This is a genomic window from Oceanidesulfovibrio marinus, from assembly GCF_013085545.1.
Taxonomy (GTDB): Bacteria; Desulfobacterota; Desulfovibrionia; order Desulfovibrionales; family Desulfovibrionaceae; genus Oceanidesulfovibrio; species Oceanidesulfovibrio marinus.
In genome coordinates, this window is record NZ_CP039543.1 from 3,050,310 (window position 1) to 3,070,263 (window position 19,954).

Here is a 19,954-nt window from a genome sequence, read left to right on the forward strand (position 1 = left end):
TTTCTTATGGGAGCGTAACGGTTTCACCCATGTTCCTTTTTCCCGGACACGCCCAGCCTTGAACATTGCATTTTTGACATGTTTGTCTAACGCCCTCTCCTCATGGCCTTTACCGGCGGCCTGGGATAGTTATTAGATACCATGAACAAAGACATTGCAGGAATCACACGCGCTACCATCGAGGCCCTTGTCCCCATCCGCGGCGTCCGCGTGCTGGAGATCGGTTGCGGCGACGGCCGCATTACCGGACAGCTTGCGCCGGAGCCATCCCTGCTGGCTGGCGTGGAGCCCTGCGCGGACCAGGCGGCCATCGCCGGGCGCATCGAGGGCGCATGCGTCGCGGCGGCCGCGGCCGAGCACCTGCCTTTTGCCGACAATGCCTTCGATACCGTGCTCTTCACCCTGTCGCTGCACCACGCGGAATCTGCGAAAGCTTTAGCAGAGGCGGCGCGGGTGACCCGGCATGGCGGCGCGATCATCGCCGTGGAGCCCCATCCGCACGGCACGGTGCAGCTGCTCTCCCATATTTTCGAAGACGAAGGCTGGCGACTGGAGCGAGGCCGCCGCGCCCTGGACGACAGCGAGGCTCTGGCCGCCGCCGGGATGCGAGTCGTTCTGGAGCGGGCCTTTACCGCGCATTGGGAGTTCGCGGACTTCCAGGAGCTCTGCGACTACCAGTTTGAGTACTTCGACATGCCGCAATCCGAAGAGCTGGTGCAAGCGATGCTGGACTTTCTCGGCCCGGACTGCGCCGGGCAACGGCCCCTCATTCTGGAGGATCTGCTCGTGGCCGCCGTGCTTGAGGTGTAACAATATTGTCGCGATTCTGTTGCCCAATCCTGCGCGCTTTTGTACAAGTGATGGGAAACTTGGAACCTATTCCCCAAGGAGACAGCGATGTCTGCTGACGAGAAGAACACTGTCGATCCCGCGACCGACGAGTTGAGAAAGATTCGGCACCAGCTCAAGGAGCTGACCGAGGCCGTCTACGCCATGGCCGGCGTGATGCTGATGAGCGGCATGCCCCAGTCCGGGCCGGAAAACGCCGTGAGCCAGCTGCGCACCGTGCGCACGGCCATGTCGACCGAGTTCAGGAAGCAGGAGGACGCCGAGTAGCGGCTCTGCTTCAGGACACGAACCGGTCCATGAACCAAAGAAAAAGGCCGCCTGCGCAATACAGACGGCCTTTTGTTGTTGTGGAATGAGGCTGGGTTAGCTCAGGTTTTCCTCGCCGGTGCGGACGCGGTAGGACTGCTCCACATCCTGGACCAGGATAACGCCGTCGCCTTCACGGCCGGTCTTGGCGGCGCCCATGATGGCCTGAACCGCATCGTCGACCTTGGCCTCGGAGACAGCGAGCTCCAGGCGTACCTTCTTGAGCAGGTTCACTTCCATGACAACGCCGCGATAGGTCTCGGTGAAGCCTTTCTGGCGGCCGGAACCGAGGATATTGGTAACGGACATGCCGTAGAACTGCTTGGCGTACAGCGCCTGCTTGACGTCTGTCAGGCTCTCGGGCCTGATATATGCGATGACGAGCTTCATATATTCCTCCTGTGCATGACGTTCGGGTTACTCGACGGTGAAGATCTGGAAGCCGTTGTAGCCCTCCGTGCCGTGCTCGGAGAGGTCCAGACCCTTGATCTCATCTTCCTTGCTGGCGCGCAGGCCCATGACCGCCTTGACGACGGAGAAGGCGATGAAGCCCACACCGAAGGCCCAGACAAAGACCACCGCAACGCCCAGCGCCTGGACGAAGAACACGTCGATGGAACCGCCATAGAACAGGCCGACAGCGTCGCCGTAGCCAGGGGCGGCCAGCAGGCCGGCGCCCAGCGTACCCAGAGCGCCGCACACGCCGTGCACGGAAACCGCACCGACCGGGTCGTCGATCTTGAGGACCTTGTCGATGAACTCGACGGAGAACACGCAGACCATACCGGCGACAGCGCCGATGACGATGGAGCCGACAGGCGAGAGCTCGTAACAGCCGGCTGTGATGGCGACCAGGCCAGCGAGCACGCCGTTCATCGTCATGGACGGATCAGGCTTGCCGTGCTTCAGCCAGACCGTGATCATGGCGCCGAGCATACCGGCGGCGGCGGCCAGGGAGGTGTTCACGGCGATGTAGCCGATGGTGCCGTCAGCAGTGGTGGTGGAGCCGGGGTTGAACCCGAACCAGCCGAACCAGAGGATGAAGACGCCGAGGGAAGCCAGCGGAATGTTGTGCCCCGGAATGGCGCGGGCCGTGCCGTCAGAGGCATACTTGCCGATACGCGGTCCAAGGACCAGCGCGCCGGCCAGACCGACCCAGCCGCCAACGGAGTGAACGACGGTGGAGCCGGCAAAGTCGATGAAGCCGAAGCCTTCCAGCCAGCCGGCGCCGGCATCGCCCAGCCACAGGCTGCCCCAGCACCAGTGTCCCGAGACGGGGTAGATGAGAGCCGTGGTGATGATGGATATGACGATGTACGAACCGAACTTGGTGCGCTCGGCCACGGCGCCGGAAACGATGGTTGCGGAAGTCGCGGCGAACACGGACTGGAAGAACCAGAAGGTCAGCGTCCACTGGCCGTCCGGAGTTGCGCCGTTGGCGCCGCCCAGGGCGAAGCCGGAGCTGCCGAAGACGCCGCTGACGTCGGTGCCGAACATGATGCCGAAGCCCAGCAGGAAGAAGGCGATGGCGCCGGCGCCGAAGTCCAGATAGTTCTTCATCAGAATGTTGCCGGCGTTTTTCGCGCGGGTGAAGCCGCACTCGACACAGGCGAAACCGGCCTGCATGAACATGACCAGCACGCCAGCGATGAGCGTCCAAAGGATGTTCGCGTTGCTCTGGAGCAACATTTCCGGAGCATCCTGCGCCAAAGCGAGCCCGGGCGCCATAAGGACACCCAAGACAGCCATCCCCAGTACGAGACGGCTTTTGTGAACCGTAATCCGAGAAACCATACAAGACCTCCTTGATTTTGATTGGCCGGCAGCAGCATTAAAATAGTAAGTTGAACCCCGGCGCTTGGGACACCGGGTTGACTACCGGAATCCCCATCTCGTGACCGGACCACTACAGCAAATACCAGTCCAAAACATACAACCATCTGAAACTACAAACTATTACTGACAGCCATCGAGGCGCTCCACAAAAAGCGGTCCGCTTCCTGCCTTATTTTGTACAAATTTGAAACATCGTTTCCGGGGTATTTTACACAAAGTTGTAAAAAATGGCTACTGACACTTTCAGTATCTTCTGGCGCAACCCCCGCACATCTTTTCTGCCTTTTTTGTTGACTTCCAGTCTTGCCGCGGGTAGTACGTCGCCTATGAATACCCACAAACCGCTGGCTTCCTACTTTTTCTTTTTTTATTTTTGGCGCTGGACTGTCCGCGGTCGGAAGGGTACGAGCTAAGAGTCTTCTCAAGGTGAATCGAACCAGGGCCGCGGGCAGTAAAGCCGGCGGCCCTTTTTTTTCACCGCCGGCCCTCCCCGGGGCACGCAAAGGCAAGGAGTAAGACCATGCTTCTCGGAAAAGGGGTGCGCCAGGAACGCATCTTCAACCGGAACACCGGCAGGACCATCATCGTCCCCATGGATCACGGCGTATCTGTCGGACCTGTCCACGGCCTCGTCGACTTCAAAGGCACCGTCAACAAGGTCGCCGACGGCGGCGCAAACGCCGTACTCATGCACAAGGGGTTGCCGCGATGCACCCACCGCGGCTACGGCCGCGACATCGGGCTCATCGTCCACCTCTCCGCTTCCACCAACATTTCTCCTTTCCCCAACGCCAAGACCCTGGTCGGCACTGTTGAAGACGCCATCCGGCTGGGCGCCGACGCCGTTTCCCTGCATGTGAACCTGGGTGATGAGACCGAGCCCAAAATGCTCGAAGACCTGGGCCGCATCTGCTCCACCGCCGCAGGATGGGGCATGCCTGTGCTCGCCATGATGTACGCCCGCGGCAAGAAGGTGGAGAACGAGTACGATCCCAAGCTTGTGCGCCACTGCGCCCGCGTGGCCGTGGAGCTCGGCGCGGACATCGTCAAGGTCGCCTACACCGGCGACATCGAGTCCTTCCATACTGTGGTGGAGGCATGCTGCGTGCCCGTGGTCATCGCCGGCGGCGAAAAGCTGGAGTCCACCCGCGACCTCATCCAGATGGTCCACGACTCCATCCAGGCTGGCGGTGCCGGTCTCTCCGTGGGCCGCAACGTGTTCCAGCACGAGAACCCGACCCTCCTGTGCCAGGCCCTCAACGGCGTGGTCCACGAGGATTGGGATGTGGAGCAGGCCATGGAACTTCTCGAACCGGAAGGAAGCTAGGGAGCCCGCCATGCGTATCGGTAAAGCAATCCGCCGCGAGCGCATCTTCAATCGCGACACCAAGCGGACCATCATCGTTCCTCTGGACCACGGCATTTCCATCGGACCAGTCCACGGTCTCGTGGACCTTCGGGAAACCGTGAACAGCGTAGCCGAGGGCGGCGCCAACGCCGTGCTCATGCACAAGGGCCTGGTCCGTTGCGGCCACCGCACCAGCGGCAAGGACATCGGCCTGATCCTGCACCTCTCCGCCTCCACGGACGTCTCCCCCTACCCCAACGCCAAGACCCTGGTCTCCAGCGTGCGCGAAGCCCTGAAGCAGGGCGCCGACGCCATCAGCGTGCACATCAACCTGGGCGACGAGACCGAGCGGCACATGCTCAAGGAAGTGGGCGAGGCGGCCGAGGAAGCCGCGGACTGGGGCATGCCCCTCCTGGCCATGGTCTACGGCCGCGGCCCCAAGATCAAAGACGGCTTCGCCCCGGACGTGGTGGCGCACTGCGCCCGCGTGGGCCAGGAGCTCGGCGCGGACATCATCAAGGTCGTCTACACCGGCGACCCCGACTCCTTCGCCAAGGTGGTGGAATCCTGCTGCGTGCCCGTGGTCATCGCCGGCGGCCCCAAGCTCGACTCCGACCGCGACCTCTTGACCATCGTGCACGACTCCATAGCCGCCGGCGGCTCCGGCCTTTCCGTGGGCCGCAACATCTTCCAACACGAGAACCCCGCCGCCCTGTGCCGCGCCCTGGCCGGCATTGTGCACGACGGACGCACCGTGGACGAGGGGATGGAAATCCTCAGAGGAGCCGACCGATGAAAGAGATATGGTTCAAGGCCGTGCCCTTTGACAAAGAGCTGGTGACCCTGGCGCTGGAGTCCGGCGTGGACGGCATCATCGTCGACAAGACCAAGAAAAAGGACGTGGCAGCATTGGGACGCACCAATGTGATCTCGCCCGAGGAGCTGACCGACGTGTGCCTGAACGCCAAGGACGACGAGGAACGCGCCGTTGGGTGCCTGCGCGACGGCCAGAAGGTCGTTCTTTCCACCGGCTGGGAGATCATCCCGGTGGAGAACATTCTGGCGCAGTCCAAAGGCCTGGGCGTGGAGGTTGCCTCCCTGGACCAGGCCCTGCTCGCGGCCGGCATTCTGGAGCACGGGGTGGACTTCCTCGTGGTGCTGCCGGAAGCCGCGGCCGAGCTCAAGGACATCGTCTCGCAGGTCAAGCTGGCTCAGGGCATGGCCCAACTGCAATCCGCCACTATTACCGCCGTGGAGTCCGCCGGACTGGGCCATCGCGTCTGCGTGGACACCCTCTCCGTGCTCAAGCGCGGCCAGGGCATGCTCGTGGGCAACTCCTCGGCTTTCACCTTCCTGGTGCACGCGGAAACCGAGTCCAACCCCTATGTGGCGGCGCGGCCTTTCCGCATCAACGCCGGCGCCGTGCACGCCTACGCGCTCATGCCCGGCGACAAGACTGCCTATCTGGAGGAGGTCACGGCCGGTCGCGAGGTGCTTATCGTCTCGGCCGACGGCTCGACCTCCCTTGCCACCGTTGGCAGGGCCAAGGTGGAAGTGCGCCCCATGCTGCTCATTCGCGCGCGTCTGGAGGACGGCACCGAGGGAGCCATTTTTCTGCAGAACGCGGAGACCATCCGCCTCGTCACTGCGGCGGGAGAACCCGTGAGCGTGGTCACCCTGAAGGAGGGGGATCAGGTGCTCGTCAAGGCGGACGCGGCCGGCCGGCATTTCGGCATGCGCATCCGCGAGGATATCAAGGAAGCGTGACCATGGCCGCCCAGTACAATTTCGAACCCGAAACCCCCTCGGCGGACGATGCGTCCACGGAACGGATGACCGGTCTGCGCGAGTCCATAGACGCGCTGGACAAGGATCTCCTGGATATTCTCAACAGGCGTGCCGCCCTTTCCCTGGAGGTGGGACGCATCAAGGCCGGATCGCACGACCTCGTGTTCAAGCCGTTCCGCGAAAAAGAGGTTCTGGCCAATCTGGCAGCTGCCAACCCCGGCCCTCTGCCGGAGACGCACCTGCGCTCCATCTACCGCGAGATCTTCTCCAGCTCGCGGGCGTTGCAGCGGCCCCAGCGTGTCTCGTATCTTGGACCGGAAGGCACCTTCTCCTACTTTGCCGGCGTCCAGTTTCTTGGACGCGCCGTGGACTTCCTGCCCGAGTCGGACATCCCCAATGTGTTCAGGGCCGTGGCCTCCGGCCGCGCCGAGCTGGGCATCATCCCGCTGGAGAACTCCCTGCAGGGCACCGTGGGCCAGAGCCTGGACCACTTCCTCCAGCAGAAGGTCTACATCCAGTCCGAGATCTTCTGCCGCATCAGCCACAGCCTGCTGGGCCATTCCGGCCCGCTCTCCTCGGTGCGCACGGTCTACTCGCATCCCCAGCCCCTGGCCCAGTGCTCCGGCTGGCTGCGCTCCATGCTGCCGCAAGCCCACGTGGTGCCCATGGAGTCCACGGCCGCCGCGGCCACCCGCGTAGCCGAGACCAACGAGGAAGGCGCCGCGGCCATCGGCCATGGCGGACTGGCCTCCATGCTGGGTCTGGACGTCCTGGCCTCCGGCATCGAGGACCTGGGCGACAACTGGACGCGCTTCGTGCTCATCGCCGGAACGCCGTCCGACGCCTCCCTGTCCAAGGCCGCGCGGGACAAAACCTCCATGCTCTTTACCGTGCCGGACAAGCCAGGCTCCCTGGTCAGTGTCCTCGGGACCATCGCCCGCAACGGCATCAATATGAAAAAGCTCGAATCGCGGCCCATGCGCGGCGAAACGTGGAAGTACGTCTTCTTCGTGGATGTGGAGTGCGACCTGGAGCAGGACGAGTACGCCGAAACCCTGCGCGACCTGGAGAACGCCTGTCACTCCCTGCGCATTCTCGGCAGCTACCCCAGCGGCCCGTACCTCGACGTTTCCGGCCAGACCGCCGATAAGGAGAGCGCAGCATGAGCCAGCATACCCACCCGGCCACGGTCACCGCGCCGGCCTCCAAGTCCATGTCCCACCGCGCCATGATGGCCGCGGCACTGGCGGACGGCGAGTCGCACCTCTTCAACGTGCTCGACTCCGATGACCTCATCCGCACCGCCGACGCTTTGCGCGAGTCCGGCTCCTCCATTGCGCCGCTCACGGCCCTGGAGCCCGGCGCCTTTGCCGTGCTGGGCCAGCCCGAGGGCCCGGACGGCTCGCCGGACGAGGACACCCCCACCGAGATCGACGTGGCCGAGTCCGGCACCACCTGCCGGCTGATCACCGCCATCCTCGCCGCCGGACAGGGCTCCTTCCGCGTGCACGGCAAGGGCCGCATGCACGAGCGCCCCATCGGCGCGCTGGCGCAGTCCCTGGAGACCCTCGGCGTGCGCTTCAAGTATGAGGGCACGCACGGCTGCCCGCCCTTTGTGCTCACCACCGAGGGCCTCCGCGGCCGCGAGGTGTCCGTGGATATCTCGGAGTCCAGCCAGTACCTCTCCGGCCTGCTCCTGGCCGCGCCCCTGGCCGACGGTCCGCTGACCATCTCCCTGGCCGGCGAGAAGACCGTATCCTGGCCCTATGTCTCCCTCACCCTGCAGATGCTCGAAGAGTTCGGCATCCCCTTTGTGGTGGAGGTCAACCCCGGCAGCGGCTGGCAGGCTGTGGACGACTGGAGGCTGGTGCGCGCCGCCGTGCCCGGCAAGGTCCGCTTCCGCATGGAGCCGGCCACCTACCGCGCGCGCAAGTACGTGGTGGAGGGCGACTGGTCCAACGCCTCGTACTTCCTGGCCGCCGGCGCCGTGGGCCCGGCCCTGGTGCGCGTCCGCGGCCTGGTCATGGAGTCCCTGCAGGGCGACTCCGCAATCATCGACATCCTGCAGGATATGGGCGCGGAGATCACCTGGGAGCGCGACGCCGTAACCGTGGAACCCAGGCACCTGAACGGCATCGAGCGGAATATGTCCGAGTCGCCGGACATCGTGCCCACCGTGGCCGTGCTCGCCGCCATGGCCGACGGCCCCACCAGGATCACCGGCGTGCCCCACCTGCGCATCAAGGAAAGCGACCGTCTGGCAGCCTGCGCCAAGGAGATCAGCAAGGTCGGCGCATCGGTCATGCTGCTGGACGACGGCATCATGATCACGCCCAAGCCCATCTCCCAGCAGCTCAAGCAGGAAGGAGTGGACTTCTCCTCCCACGGCGACCACCGCATCGCCATGAGCCTGTCGCTGTTCGAGCGCGTGGGCCTGCCCGTGCGCTTCGACGACCCCACCGTGGTGAACAAGTCCTTCCCCGGTTTCTGGGACGAGTGGGACAAGCTCCGAAACGGGGGTGGCGTCTAGTGGAACCCTCATTTACCAGCGCGGACCCCGCCTTTCGCAGCATTGTGGTGGTGGGAGCCGCAGGACAGATGGGTGCGCTTTTCGCCAAGCGCGCCCGCGCCCTGGGCGCAACTGTGCACGAGCTCGACAAGCCCCTGGCCGGCCCCGCTCTGGAGGCCGTGCCCGGGGCCGACCTCGTGCTGCTCTGCGTGCCCCTAGGCGCCATAGAGACCGTGCTCGAAGAGATCGCGCCGCTGCTCGATCCCGGAACCGTGCTCGCGGACATCGTGTCCGTGAAGGTCAAACCGCTCAAGGCCATGCTCCGCGCCCACGCCGGACCGGTGGTGGCCACGCACCCCCTGTTCGGCTCCAAGCCGCCCAAGGACGCCCGCGTGGCCATGATCCCGTCTGGCCGTGTGGATGACGAGGCGGCCTGCGCCCGCGTGGAAGCGTGGATGCGCGCCCTGGGCTTCGACACCTTCCGCACCACGGCGGAGAAGCACGACCAGGCCATGGCCATGGTCCAGGGTCTCAACTTCGTCACAACCATTGCGTACCTTGCAGCCATGGCCGATCCGGAGCTCACCCCCTACATCACGCCCTCCCTGGGCCGCCGGCTCGACGCCGCGCACAAGATGGTGACCCACGACGCATCGCTGTTCGAGACTATTTTTGAGGCGAACCCGTTCAGCCAGGACGCGGTGCGTCGTTACCGCAACTTCCTCCACGTGGCCGCCGGCGGCGATCTGGACCTGCTCGTCGAACGCGCCCAGTGGTGGTGGCGGGAAAACGTGATCTGATCTGTTTTTCCGTCCCACCGGTTCCGGCCGCCCGTGGCGGCGGACCGATACTGTAACCTGTGGCCGGCACCAACCATGCATGCATGAGGACTCTTGTATGAGCACCATCACGCTGAAGCAGACTGGCAAATGGCTCCCAGCCGATGTGGAAACGCCTATCAGCCTCTTTCTCGGCTATGTCGGCTCCAAGCAGGGCATCCTGCTGGAAAGCGCCGAGGTGGACGGCCGTCTTGGCCGTTACTCCATTATCGCCTGGAACTACCGGCTGCGTCTGTCGGCCAAAAATGGAAAACTGGAGGTCGCGGTGCGCGACCATCGCCTGGAAGCCCTCAAGGAGCTTTCGGGGATGGATTACCTGGACGGCGTGCGCGAGGTGATGAATCGCCTCGACATCCAGCCGGAAGGCGACTTCGCCGATCTGCCGCCCATCTGCCGCGGCCTGGTGGGCTACTTCGGCTACGGCGTGGCCGGCATGTTCGAGCCCAAGCTCGAACCCATGCTGCCGCCGGAGCAGGCCGAGACAACTCTGGTTCTGCCGGGCAACGTCATCCTTTTCGATCACCTCTTCGGCAAGCTCTGCCTGCTCTCCCTGGTGGAGGGCGTGAAGGCGGAGATGGACACATCCCTGGTGTACCGTAGCGCCGATCCGCCGCAGATAGGCCCGGTGCAGAACATGCCGGAGGAGATCGCCTACAAGAGGGGCGTGATGCGCGCCAAGGAGCTCATCACCCAGGGCGAGGCCATCCAGATCGTCCTGTCCACGCGCTTCCAGGCCTCCTTCACCGGCGAGCCCTTCTCCATCTACAGGCAGCTCCGGCGGGTGAACCCCTCGCCCTACCTCTTCTTCATGCGCCTGCCCGGCGTCACGCTCATGGGCTCGTCCCCGGAGATGCTGGTGCGCTGCGAAGACGGCGATCTGACCACCTGCCCCATTGCGGGCACGCGGCCGCGCGGCAAGGACCACGCCGAGGACGACGCCCTGGCCGAAGAGCTGCTGGCCGATCCCAAGGAGCGCGCCGAGCACGTGATGCTGGTGGACCTGGGCCGCAACGACCTGGGCCGCATCGCCAAGCCCGGCTCCGTGCGCGTGGACAAGTACATGCAGATCGAGCGCTTCTCCCACGTCATGCACATCACCTCCTACGTCAAGGCGCTGCTCTCCGAGGGTAAGGACGCCCTGGACGTGCTCGCCTCGGCCTTCCCGGCCGGCACGCTCTCCGGCGCGCCCAAGGTGCGGGCCATGGAGATCATCGCAGAGCTGGAAGGCCTCTCCCGCGGCCCCTACGCCGGCGTCATCGGTTGGCTCGGCCTGGACAAGGGCCGTGTGGATCTGGATACCGGCATCCTCATCCGCTCCCTGTGGGTGCGCGACGGCATGGTCCATTGGCAGGCCGGCGCCGGCATCGTTTTCGATTCCGACCCGGACAAGGAATGGCAGGAATGCCAGAACAAGGCGCGTGTCCTGCTCGAAATTCTCACCGCCAAGGGAGGCCGTGATGTTTTTGCTCATCGATAATTTTGACTCCTTCACCTACAACCTGGTGCAGGCGTTCCAGAAGATAGGGCTGAACCCCGAGGTGATCCGCAACGACCGCCCCGAGATCCTGGAGCTCGCGAACTCCGGGAAGCTGGAGATGGTCTGCATCTCCCCCGGCCCTTCCCACCCGCGCAATGCCGGGCTGTGCCTGCAGTTTCTGGAAAAGCTGCCCCACGAGATTCCGGTGCTCGGCGTCTGCCTGGGCCACCAGGTGCTCGGCCACTTTGCCGGCGCCACCGTGGACGTGGGACCGCGCATCATGCACGGCAAGACCTCGGACATCCGCCACAATGGCGAGGGCCTGTTCTACGGCATGCCCAACCCCATGACCGTGGGCCGCTACCACTCCCTGCTTGTAGCGGCGGAAGAAGCGCCGGACCTCCTGGAGGTTACGGCCGAGACGTCCGAGGGCGAGGTCATGGGCATCCGTTACAAGGACCGGCCCTGGGCCGGCGTCCAGTTCCACCCGGAATCGGTGCTCACCCCGGACGGTCCCGAGCTCTTGAGCAACTTCCCGAGCAAGCTCTTGTAGAGCGCTGCTCATATCCATTTTGCGAGGAATCTCATGGCAATACTCTATCCATTCAGCGAAATTCTGGAGCAGCTCGCCCAGGGGCAGGACCTGGACGACGACCAGGCCGCCTCGGCCTTCACCATGCTGCTGTCCGGCGAGCTGACCCCGGCCCAGGCCGGAGCCATGCTCATGGGCCTGCGCGCCAAAGGCGAGACCGCCCGGGAGGTGGCCGCCGCGGTGCACGCCGCCCTGGCCGAGGCGCGCATGGTGCAGGGTCTCGAAGGCAAGCGCATCGACACCTGCGGCACTGGCGGCGACCACTCCAACTCCTTCAACTGCTCCACAACGGTGGCCTTCTACCTGGCCGCCATGGGCTACGCCGTGGTCAAGCACGGCAACCGCTCGCTCACCAGCTACTCCGGCAGCGCGGACATCGTGGAGGCCCTGGGTCTGCCCATGCACGACAGCCCGGAGGCCGTGGCCGAGTCCCTGGCCAAGGAGAAGTTCGCCTTCCTCTTCGCGCCGCACTTCCACCCGGCGTTCAAGTACATCATGCCCGTGCGCAAGGATCTCGCCATCCGCACCCTGTTCAACCTGCTGGGGCCGCTGCTCAACCCCGGCCGGCCCACGCACCAATTGCTCGGTGTGCCCCGGCCGCAGGTGCTGGACCTCATGGCCGAGGTGCTGCTGCTCACCGGCGTCACCCGCGCCGCCGTGGTCTGCGGCTCTGGCGGATCGTCCGAGGGCCGCTTCGACGAGTTCACTACTTTCGGCCCGGCCGAGGTAGTCTGGGTGGGCGGAGGCAACCTCGTGCACACGGTGCTCGACCCGGCCGAGTTCGGCTTCCCCAAGCACGCGCCGGAGGACGTGGCCGTGCACAGCAAGGAGGAGGCCGTGGATACCGTGAAGGGCCTGCTCGCGGGTAAAGGTCCCCAGGCCATGCAGGACATGGTCGCGCTCAACCTGGGCGTGGCCCTGCACATCCTGGACGACGACCTCGGCCTGGCCGAGAGCTTTGACAAGGCCCGCGCCGCCGTCAGCCAGGGCGTTGCAAGCCGGTACGCGGACTAGGGGGCTCCAGTGCTCGACAAGTTCCGCATCGCCAAGCAGCCCGAGGTCGATCTGCTGACCCGCATGGCCGACGCTGGCACGCTGCCGCCGCCGCTGGAAGGCCCCCGGCCGTCCTTTCTGGACGCGCTCACCGCGCCCGGACTCACGGTCATCGCCGAGTACAAGCGCGCCTCGCCTTCCAAAGGCGACATCGCGCTGAACCTGGAGCCCGAGGATGTGGCCCGCGCCTATGCCGAAGCCGGCGCCGGGGCCATCTCCGTGCTCACGGAGACCGAGTACTTCAAGGGCGACATCGCCTTTCTGGAGCGCATGACCGCGGCCGGCCTGCCGCTCTTGCGCAAGGACTTCCTCGTTCACCCGCTCCAGGTGCGCCAGACCGCGGCCACCCCGGCCTCCGCGCTGTTGCTCATCGCGCGGATGTTTCCGGACGCCGCAGCCCTGGCCGCCATGAAAGAGCAGGCCGACGCATACGGCCTGGACAGCGTGGTGGAAGTTTTTGACGAAAACGACCTGGACATGGCCAAGGAAATTAATTCTACCATCATTCAGGTCAACAACCGCGATCTCGACCGCCTGACCACGGACCTCGCCATTTCCGAGCGGCTTGCATCCCGCAAGGATTCGGGCGAAACGTGGATCAGCGCAAGCGGCATGGAGGCTCCTGAACACCTCGCCCGGATGCGCTCCCTGGGCTTCGACGCCGTGCTCGTGGGCACCTCGCTCATGCGCGGCGGCGACCCCGGACGCGCCCTGGCCACGCTCACCTCGGAGGTCTGAATATGAGTACGTGCGGCGATGTCATGCTCAAGGTCTGCGGAGTAACGAGACAGGAAGATGCGGACGCGGTCCGCGCCATCGGCGCGTCGCTCATCGGCTTCATCTTCCACCCGGCAAGCCGGCGCAATGTGACGCCGGAGCAGGTGCGCGCCATCGAGACCCACCGTCTCATGCGCGTCGGGGTCTTCGTGGACCAGTCGCCGGACGAGATATTACGGATCATGGACAAGGCCGGCCTGCACCTGGCGCAGCTGCACGGCGACCAGGACGCCGCCTTTTGCAAAAAGGTGGGCAGAAACCGCGTCATGCGTGCTTTCTGGCCGGAACGATATCCCACGCGCGAGGCGTTGGAGACCGATCTCCATCGGTACGAGGACTGCAGCCGGTTCTTTCTGTTCGATGCCGGCGCATCCGGCGGCGGCCACGGCCGCTCCTTCGACGCCAGCCTGCTCAAGGGCCTGTGCTCGCTGAAGACGTGGTTCCTTGCCGGCGGCCTGGGGCCGCACAACATCTGCGAGGCTGTGTGTAACTGCGACCCCTGCGGAGTGGACCTCTCCTCCGGGGTGGAGGCCTCGCCCGGCATCAAGGACCACGCCAAGCTCACGGCGCTGCGCAGCGCCCTGGATGGCCTGATGCGCAACCCAAATCAATCCTGTTGTGGAGAATTATAATGGATATTCAGAAGACGGCCTTTGAAAAGGCCAGCTACTTCGGGCGCTTCGGGGGCACGTTTGTTCCCGAGCTGCTCATACCACCGCTCACCGAGCTGGAAGAGGCCATGCGCACCATCATGGTCAGCAAGGAGTTCCAAAGCGAGCTGGCTCTGCTGCTGCGCGACTACGTGGGCCGGCCCTCGCCCCTGTACCGCTGCCCCAACCTCTCCCAGGAGCTCGGCTTCGACCTCTTCCTGAAGCGCGAGGACCTGAACCACACCGGCGCGCACAAGGTGAACAACACCATGGGCCAGGCCCTGCTGACCAAGTACATGGGCAAGCCCGTGCTGCTGGCCGAGACCGGCGCCGGGCAGCACGGCGTGGCCACGGCCACGGCCGCGGCCATGATGGGCCTGCAGTGCCTCGTGTTCATGGGTGCAACGGACGTAAAGCGCCAGGCCCACAACGTGATGCGCATGGAGCTCTTGGGCGCCAAGGTGATTCCCGTACAAAGCGGCACCCAGACCCTGAAGGACGCCACCAACGCGGCCCTGCGCTACTGGATTGCCGAGCAGGAGACCACGCACTACTGCCTGGGCTCCGTGGTCGGGCCGCACCCCTTCCCCACCCTGGTGCGCGACCTGCAGGCCGTCATCGGCAAGGAGATCAAAGCGCAGTCTCTGGAGCAGACCGGCGTGCTGCCGGACTACGTGGTCGCCTGCGTGGGCGGCGGCTCCAACGCCATCGGCGCGTTCTACGATTTCATCGAGGATGAGTCCGTGAAGCTCGTGGGCGTAGAGGCGGCCGGCACCGGCGAGCCCGACTGCTACAACTCGGCCAGCATCAACAAGGGCACGCCCGGCGTGCTGCACGGCGCGCTGACCCTGCTGCTGCAGACCAAAGACGGACAGATCCTGCCCTCCCACTCCGTGGCCCCCGGCCTGGACTACCCCGGCGTGGGACCGGAGCACGCCCATCTGCACGACTCCGGCCGGGCCACCTACACCTCGGTCAACGACGAGCAGGCCATCGAGGCCTTCAACACCCTGTGCCTCAAGGAAGGCATCATCCCGGCGCTGGAATCCTCCCACGCCCTGGCCTGGGTGCTTGAAAACAGGGACTCCATCCCGGCGGGCAGCCGCGTGGTGGTCAACCTGTCCGGCCGTGGCGACAAGGATCTCGGAATCGTCGAGGAAATCATCGCAGCACGCGGGGAGGTCGCCTAGCCATGGCTCAGTCACGACTGCAACAACGCATCAAGGCGGCCAACGACGCGGGCCGCAAGGCCCTCATTCCCTTCCTGCCCGGCGGCTACCCCGACCAGGAGCGGTTCTGGGAAGAGATCACCGAGCTGGACAAAGGCGGCGCAGACGTCATCGAGATTGGCGTGCCCTTCTCCGACCCTGTGGCCGACGGCCCGGTGGTGGAGCAGGCGTCCCTTGCCTGCATCGAGTCCGGCGTCTGCCTCGAATGGATCATCCAGGAGCTCACCAGGCACCGCGACGCCATCGGCGCAGAGATTGTGCTCATGGGCTACATGAACCCCTTCTACCAGTATGGGCTGAAGCGCTTTGCCCAGGACGCGGCCAGGGCCGGCGTGGCCGGCATCATCATCCCGGACGTGCCCCTGGAGGAAGCGGCGGCGTTCCGCGCCGAGCTGGACGCGGTAGGCATCGACCTCATCGCGCTCATCGGCTTGAACACCCCGCGCGAGCGCATGGAGCAGTACGCGGCCGTGTCCTCCGGCTTTGTCTACCTGGTCAGCGTGCTGGGCATCACCGGCGCACGCGACACCTTGCCGGACAAGGTTCGCGGCAAGCTGGCCGAGGCGCGGGAAGTTTTCGACCTGCCCCTGGCCCTCGGTTTCGGCATCAAGTCCCCGGAGCAGCTCGACGCCTTCGGCGACCACCTGGACGCCGTGGTCTTCGGCTCGGCGCTCATCCAGCACATCCGCGGCGGCGAAAGCGCCGCCTCCTTCATGGAGCGCTGGCGCTGACACCCGGCAGCAGCCGCACGGCCGGGCAGTGTGACTTGTGCGGCGCATGGAACAGAATGGCTGGCCTGGAGGTCATGGGCATGCCCATGGCCCGGGCCAGCTCTGTGTATGGATCGCTGCGCAGCTTTTCCGTGGCCGGCAGCCGCGCCTTGCAGAGCATCTGCCCCCAGGAGGTGGACCAGACCACGGCGATGCGTGAGACCTGCTTCACCTCCCGCGGTATGGTCAGGTTCACGGTGACAAAGATTCTCGTGGCCCGTTCTTCCTGCAGCGCCTCGCCCACGGGCGGGTCGAAGATATCCGGCACCGGGAAGAACTCGCGCATGGCCTTGAGCAGGGCCTGCATGTCCGGGATGGACAAGGGCGGCTCCAGGGCCTGGGCCGTGAGCGGCACCGAAGGGTCATAGATCTCGTTGGCCACCAGCCAGGCGGCCAGTTCCTCCGGGCTGCCCTCGCGGCGCAAGACCTCCGGCGCGGGCTTGGCGCCTTCCCGCATGGGGAACTCTGCGCGCACGCTCCACACGGACCCGCTCGCGCCCGATCGCTGCCACCCAAACTCCAGCCCGGTCAGCATGCCCGGCCGCATCTGCGTGAACGGCAGCGGCAGAATCTTGTTCCGGCCAGGGGTCAACCGCGCGGCAATGCGCCGGCCCATCTTGGTCAGATCCTCCGGGCTCACGCGCACACCGGAGCCAGCTTCGGCCAATCGCTCCTGCACCGCGGCGTAGGTGCTCAGCATGAAGCGCAGGATGCGGTCGCCCACGGCCACCAGCGCGGCAAAGCTCTCCTCATCCTCTGCCTCCGCCTCCTTGGCGCGGCGCTCCAGCTGCCCGACGATCTGCGCCTCGCTGTACGGGAAAAAGTACTCCATAAAGCTGTAACCGCGCATGGCAAAGGCTCCGTCCGACGCGGCCGAGGCCAGGGTCAGGCCGGTCTTCTTGTTGAAGGCGAGACGCAGCAGGTCGCACGCCTCCTCGTTGCCCAGGCCGTGGAAGTGCTCGAACACCTCGCGGAACATCACGGCGTAGGGGTCCACGTCCCAGAGGTCGCGGCGGCCTTCGAACAGCGCCTCCTTGATGGACTCGCAGAGCAGCGTCTGCCCGGCGTCACCCGTGGAGTACTTGTCCAGCAGCGCGATCTTGAGGATGGACTTGAACGGGCTTTTCAGCGCCTTGACGATCTGCCAGAGCGCCGCGCCAAAGTATTCGTCCCGCGGGATGGCCTCCATCACACCGAGGTCCAGGAAGTCCACCCCGCGCAGGGATACGGCCTCCCGCAACGTGGCGAGGAACCCGGCGTACTGCTGCCGGCTCAGCCTGGGCGGCGCAGCCCACCACGCCGGCGGCCGTCCGGCCAGGAGTATGGCCGTGCGGTAGAACTCTTCCTTGAGCAGCAACGCCTGGGTGGAGCCCGCGCTCTCCTCGTCCGAGAAGCCGAAGTCGTTGGCGTGGATGGCTTCCAGATCCATGAGGAAGAAGTGGACCTCCTTGCCGAATGTCTGCCGCGCCCACTTCTCGATGGCCGTCAGCTTGGCCTTGAGCGCCCGCGCGTGCAGCGGCGAGAATGCCTGCGTGTCGTAACAGACCCAGAGATCGAGGTCCGAGGAGCGGCCCTGGGCAATGGTGCCGGTGGAGCCGATGGCGTAAAGCGCCTCCAGCCGCAGGGTCGATTCCGCGCCGCGGTCCGGCCGGCTCAGGCCGTACCGCTCCACCAGCGTAAGATCGTTCCGGCACGGCGTATGACTGGTAATGGCGCACGCCAACGGCGGCAGCGCTGCGCCCGGCACCTGGGGCGACTCCACCGCCGCCGTGATCAGCGACAAAAGATCCGGCGCGTCGCCGTGCTGCATGGCCGTAGCCCACAACCGTCGCCTGCGGTTCATGGACCGGCAGGCAAGGAGGCGCCTGCGCGCGTCTTTCTCGTAAAACCAGCGCCACAGCAGCCCGGTCAGGAACTGCTGCCCTTCCGTGCTGGAAAGGGCCGGGGCCGGCTGCTCCATGGTGATGATCCCCAGCGTCCACTCCACGGCGGCGCGGCGAGTGCGTTCCTCTTCCTCACGGAAGGAGGGCTCCCCGCCCCGGATGTTGTGGAAGCGGTTGTCGGCAAAGGAGCAGCCCGCCACGCGCACGTCCCGCATCCCCAGGCCCAGCACCAGCGCGGCCTCGAACACGCACTCCGTCATCTCCACGCCGGAAAGCTCCGATGCCAGGAGCGACGCCGCGCCGAAGTGGCAGCCGGCAAGCTCCGTGCTCTCCGCCTCCAGACCATCCAGGATGGCGCCGCCGAAATCGCAGCCCGCCACGCTGCACTGCACGAGCCGTATCCGCTTGGCTCTGGCCTCGCAGAAACGGGTCCGCGCCAGCCGGCAGTTGCGGAACGAGACGGCCTCCAGCGCCGCAGCGTCGAACACGCAGCCCGTGAATGTGCAGTCCATGAAGCTCACGGTGGTCAGTCTGGCTCCGGTGAAGTCCACATCCTTGAAGGCGCAGCCGATGAAACGGGTGGTTTCCAGCCGCGCACGGGCAAAGACACTCGCCTCGATGGTCGCGTTCTTGTACGCAGCGGCCGCGATGTTGGCCCCGAACTGATCCACGCCGCTTATCCTGGCATCCTTGATCTTGCGGTCCGAGACCAGACCAGGAGACCCGGCCGCCGATGTGGCCGCGCCCTGCTGTCCGGGCTGGCCCGGGCTCTCCAAGACCACGGCAGGCTCGGCTCCGGCCAAAACCGCGGGCTTGCCCAGGTTGGCCGGCTGCGGCCGGAAAGGAGGCTGCGCCGCCGTGAAGTCGCGAAATGCCCGCAGCACCAGTTCCATGGCGGTGTCGTCCTCGCCCTTTGCATCGGCCAGCTGTTCCACCGTGGCATCCAGCCACGCCGAATCCAGCCGGCGGACCAGCGCCGTGAGCCGGAGCAGCGCCTCCTGCCTGTCGCCGGGGTCGAGCCGGGAGAGCGCGGCCATGAACTCGTCGGCGGAAAGATGGGTCAGCGCAAGGCACCGCGCCCCCTGGTCCTGCCCGCTCAGGGGGCCATCCTCCCCGGCCAGGACCTCGCCGGCGCGCAGATTCCGCAGCGCCTCCATAGCCGCGCTGCGCACAGGCGCCTTGATGTGGGTGAGGAAGGGACGGATGGCCTGCACAAGCTCTTCGGAGCGGGGCGCGCCAGCCCTGCCTATGCCGGTCAGCACGGCCTCCATGGTTGCGAACGCCTGCGCCGTATCGAGCTTCCGGGCCAGTTCCCGCGCCAGACTGGGAACGCCGAGCAGGCCCACAATGCGCGCCATGTACGCCAACTGCTCGTCGTCCAGCTCCATGCGCAACAGCTCGTGGACCCAGATGCCGAAGCGGCTGCGCATCAGCTCCCGCTGGGTGGGATCTGCAAGCACGCCGCCGCGGGCTTCCAGCCGATCAAGGAAAACAAGGGCCTCCTCCGGGTCATCGGCCTGGATGCGCCGCGCCGTGGACACGGCCCACTCCAGCCGCTTGCGATCCATATCCCTGGGATTGCAGAAGAAGCGGTTGGCCAGGGCAAGCTTCTGGTGCTCCTCGCACTCGGCCAGCACGGCGGCGAGCTTGTCCATGGTCATGGAGGACTCGCGCAGCACCCGCAGGCAGAGGATCTCGCCCAGAGGCCCCAAAGTCAGAAGCCGCGCCATGACCTGGCCCATGAAGCGCGTGGTCTGCGCGCGCAGAGCGATGTCCGCCAGGGCGTTGGCCAGCCCGCCGGAAAGGATGACGCGGTCCGGCCCGACCGGCGTCTCGTCGAGCAGGGAGAACGCCTGCTCCACCAGGGGCTGGACCTGCTCGGCCAGGCGCTTGCCCGTGGCGGCGCTTTCGCGCACTGCCAGACGCAGAGTGGCTATGATCGCGGCGAGAGATTCGGGCATGATGTACCGAAGATAGGATGAGGGCCGTGGATATGTCCACAGCCGGGCGCAAAACCTTGGCGTATGGACGCGCGGACCGGAGACGAC

18 protein-coding genes are annotated in these 19,954 nt (G+C 65.6%); 15 read left to right on the forward strand and 3 right to left on the reverse strand.

Annotated elements, in window-relative coordinates; translation table 11 throughout:
• The first annotated feature begins 141 nt into the window (after nucleotides 1-141).
• Both E8L03_RS13425 and E8L03_RS13430 read left to right on the forward strand, forming a co-directional pair.
• Nucleotides 142-810 (forward strand): class I SAM-dependent methyltransferase, encoded by a 669-nt coding sequence (locus tag E8L03_RS13425; RefSeq protein ID WP_144234353.1) that lies wholly within the window; start codon nucleotides 142-144, stop codon nucleotides 808-810.
• A gap of 87 nt (nucleotides 811-897) precedes the next feature.
• Complete coding sequence (locus E8L03_RS13430; protein ID WP_144234352.1) at nucleotides 898-1,116, forward strand: hypothetical protein; 219 nt, start codon at nucleotides 898-900, stop codon at nucleotides 1,114-1,116.
• A 96-nt stretch (nucleotides 1,117-1,212) separates the two neighbouring features.
• Here E8L03_RS13430 and E8L03_RS13435 read toward each other — a convergent pair whose 3' ends face one another.
• Both E8L03_RS13435 and E8L03_RS13440 read right to left on the reverse strand, forming a co-directional pair.
• Nucleotides 1,213-1,545 carry a P-II family nitrogen regulator gene (locus E8L03_RS13435; RefSeq protein ID WP_144234351.1) on the reverse strand — a complete coding sequence of 111 codons (333 nt, stop codon included), beginning with the start codon at nucleotides 1,543-1,545 and terminating at the stop codon, nucleotides 1,213-1,215.
• A 27-nt stretch (nucleotides 1,546-1,572) separates the two neighbouring features.
• On the reverse strand, nucleotides 1,573-2,904 hold the full coding sequence (locus E8L03_RS13440; protein WP_235896534.1) for an ammonium transporter: 1,332 nt from the start codon (nucleotides 2,902-2,904) through the stop codon (nucleotides 1,573-1,575).
• A gap of 607 nt (nucleotides 2,905-3,511) precedes the next feature.
• Here E8L03_RS13440 and E8L03_RS13445 point away from each other — a divergent pair.
• From E8L03_RS13445 to trpA, 13 genes are all read left to right on the forward strand, one after another.
• On the forward strand, nucleotides 3,512-4,318 hold the full coding sequence (locus tag E8L03_RS13445) for a 2-amino-3,7-dideoxy-D-threo-hept-6-ulosonate synthase (protein ID WP_144234349.1): 807 nt from the start codon (nucleotides 3,512-3,514) through the stop codon (nucleotides 4,316-4,318).
• A gap of 10 nt (nucleotides 4,319-4,328) precedes the next feature.
• Nucleotides 4,329-5,135, forward strand: coding sequence for a 2-amino-3,7-dideoxy-D-threo-hept-6-ulosonate synthase (locus E8L03_RS13450; RefSeq protein ID WP_144234348.1), 807 nt, complete (start codon nucleotides 4,329-4,331; stop codon nucleotides 5,133-5,135).
• A complete protein-coding gene (locus E8L03_RS13455; protein WP_171267629.1) occupies nucleotides 5,132-6,106 on the forward strand; it encodes a 3-dehydroquinate synthase II family protein in 975 nt (324 codons plus the stop codon). The genes E8L03_RS13450 and E8L03_RS13455 overlap by 4 nt, the downstream gene beginning before the upstream one ends.
• 2 nt (nucleotides 6,107-6,108) lie before the next feature.
• On the forward strand, nucleotides 6,109-7,293 hold the full coding sequence (gene pheA / locus E8L03_RS13460) for a prephenate dehydratase (protein ID WP_171267630.1): 1,185 nt from the start codon (nucleotides 6,109-6,111) through the stop codon (nucleotides 7,291-7,293).
• Nucleotides 7,290-8,657 carry a 3-phosphoshikimate 1-carboxyvinyltransferase gene (gene aroA / locus E8L03_RS13465; RefSeq protein ID WP_171267631.1) on the forward strand — a complete coding sequence of 456 codons (1,368 nt, stop codon included), beginning with the start codon at nucleotides 7,290-7,292 and terminating at the stop codon, nucleotides 8,655-8,657. The genes pheA and aroA overlap by 4 nt, the downstream gene beginning before the upstream one ends.
• Nucleotides 8,657-9,436, forward strand: a complete 780-nt coding sequence (locus E8L03_RS13470; RefSeq protein ID WP_235896525.1) for a prephenate dehydrogenase/arogenate dehydrogenase family protein — start codon at nucleotides 8,657-8,659, stop codon at nucleotides 9,434-9,436. Before aroA ends, E8L03_RS13470 begins: the two co-directional genes overlap by 1 nt.
• Before the next feature lie 97 nt (nucleotides 9,437-9,533).
• A complete protein-coding gene (locus tag E8L03_RS13475) occupies nucleotides 9,534-10,952 on the forward strand; it encodes an anthranilate synthase component I family protein (RefSeq protein WP_144234344.1) in 1,419 nt (472 codons plus the stop codon).
• Nucleotides 10,933-11,505 (forward strand): anthranilate synthase component II, encoded by a 573-nt coding sequence (locus tag E8L03_RS13480; protein ID WP_144234343.1) that lies wholly within the window; start codon nucleotides 10,933-10,935, stop codon nucleotides 11,503-11,505. Before E8L03_RS13475 ends, E8L03_RS13480 begins: the two co-directional genes overlap by 20 nt.
• A 33-nt stretch (nucleotides 11,506-11,538) precedes the next feature.
• A complete protein-coding gene (gene trpD, locus E8L03_RS13485) occupies nucleotides 11,539-12,558 on the forward strand; it encodes an anthranilate phosphoribosyltransferase (RefSeq protein WP_144234342.1) in 1,020 nt (339 codons plus the stop codon).
• A 9-nt stretch (nucleotides 12,559-12,567) separates the two neighbouring features.
• Entirely contained in the window at nucleotides 12,568-13,335 is a 768-nt protein-coding gene (locus E8L03_RS13490) for an indole-3-glycerol-phosphate synthase (RefSeq protein ID WP_171267632.1), read from the forward strand.
• Between the two features lie 2 nt (nucleotides 13,336-13,337).
• Nucleotides 13,338-14,006 (forward strand): phosphoribosylanthranilate isomerase, encoded by a 669-nt coding sequence (locus E8L03_RS13495; RefSeq protein ID WP_144234340.1) that lies wholly within the window; start codon nucleotides 13,338-13,340, stop codon nucleotides 14,004-14,006.
• Nucleotides 14,006-15,214 (forward strand): tryptophan synthase subunit beta, encoded by a 1,209-nt coding sequence (gene trpB / locus E8L03_RS13500; RefSeq protein WP_171267633.1) that lies wholly within the window; start codon nucleotides 14,006-14,008, stop codon nucleotides 15,212-15,214. The genes E8L03_RS13495 and trpB overlap by 1 nt, the downstream gene beginning before the upstream one ends.
• 2 nt (nucleotides 15,215-15,216) lie before the next feature.
• A complete protein-coding gene (gene trpA, locus E8L03_RS13505; protein WP_171267634.1) occupies nucleotides 15,217-15,984 on the forward strand; it encodes a tryptophan synthase subunit alpha in 768 nt (255 codons plus the stop codon).
• Here the strand turns inward: trpA and E8L03_RS13510 are convergent.
• A complete protein-coding gene (locus tag E8L03_RS13510; protein ID WP_171267635.1) occupies nucleotides 15,965-19,867 on the reverse strand; it encodes a class I adenylate cyclase in 3,903 nt (1,300 codons plus the stop codon). The genes trpA and E8L03_RS13510 overlap by 20 nt on opposite strands.
• Between the last annotated feature and the right edge of the window lie 87 nt (nucleotides 19,868-19,954).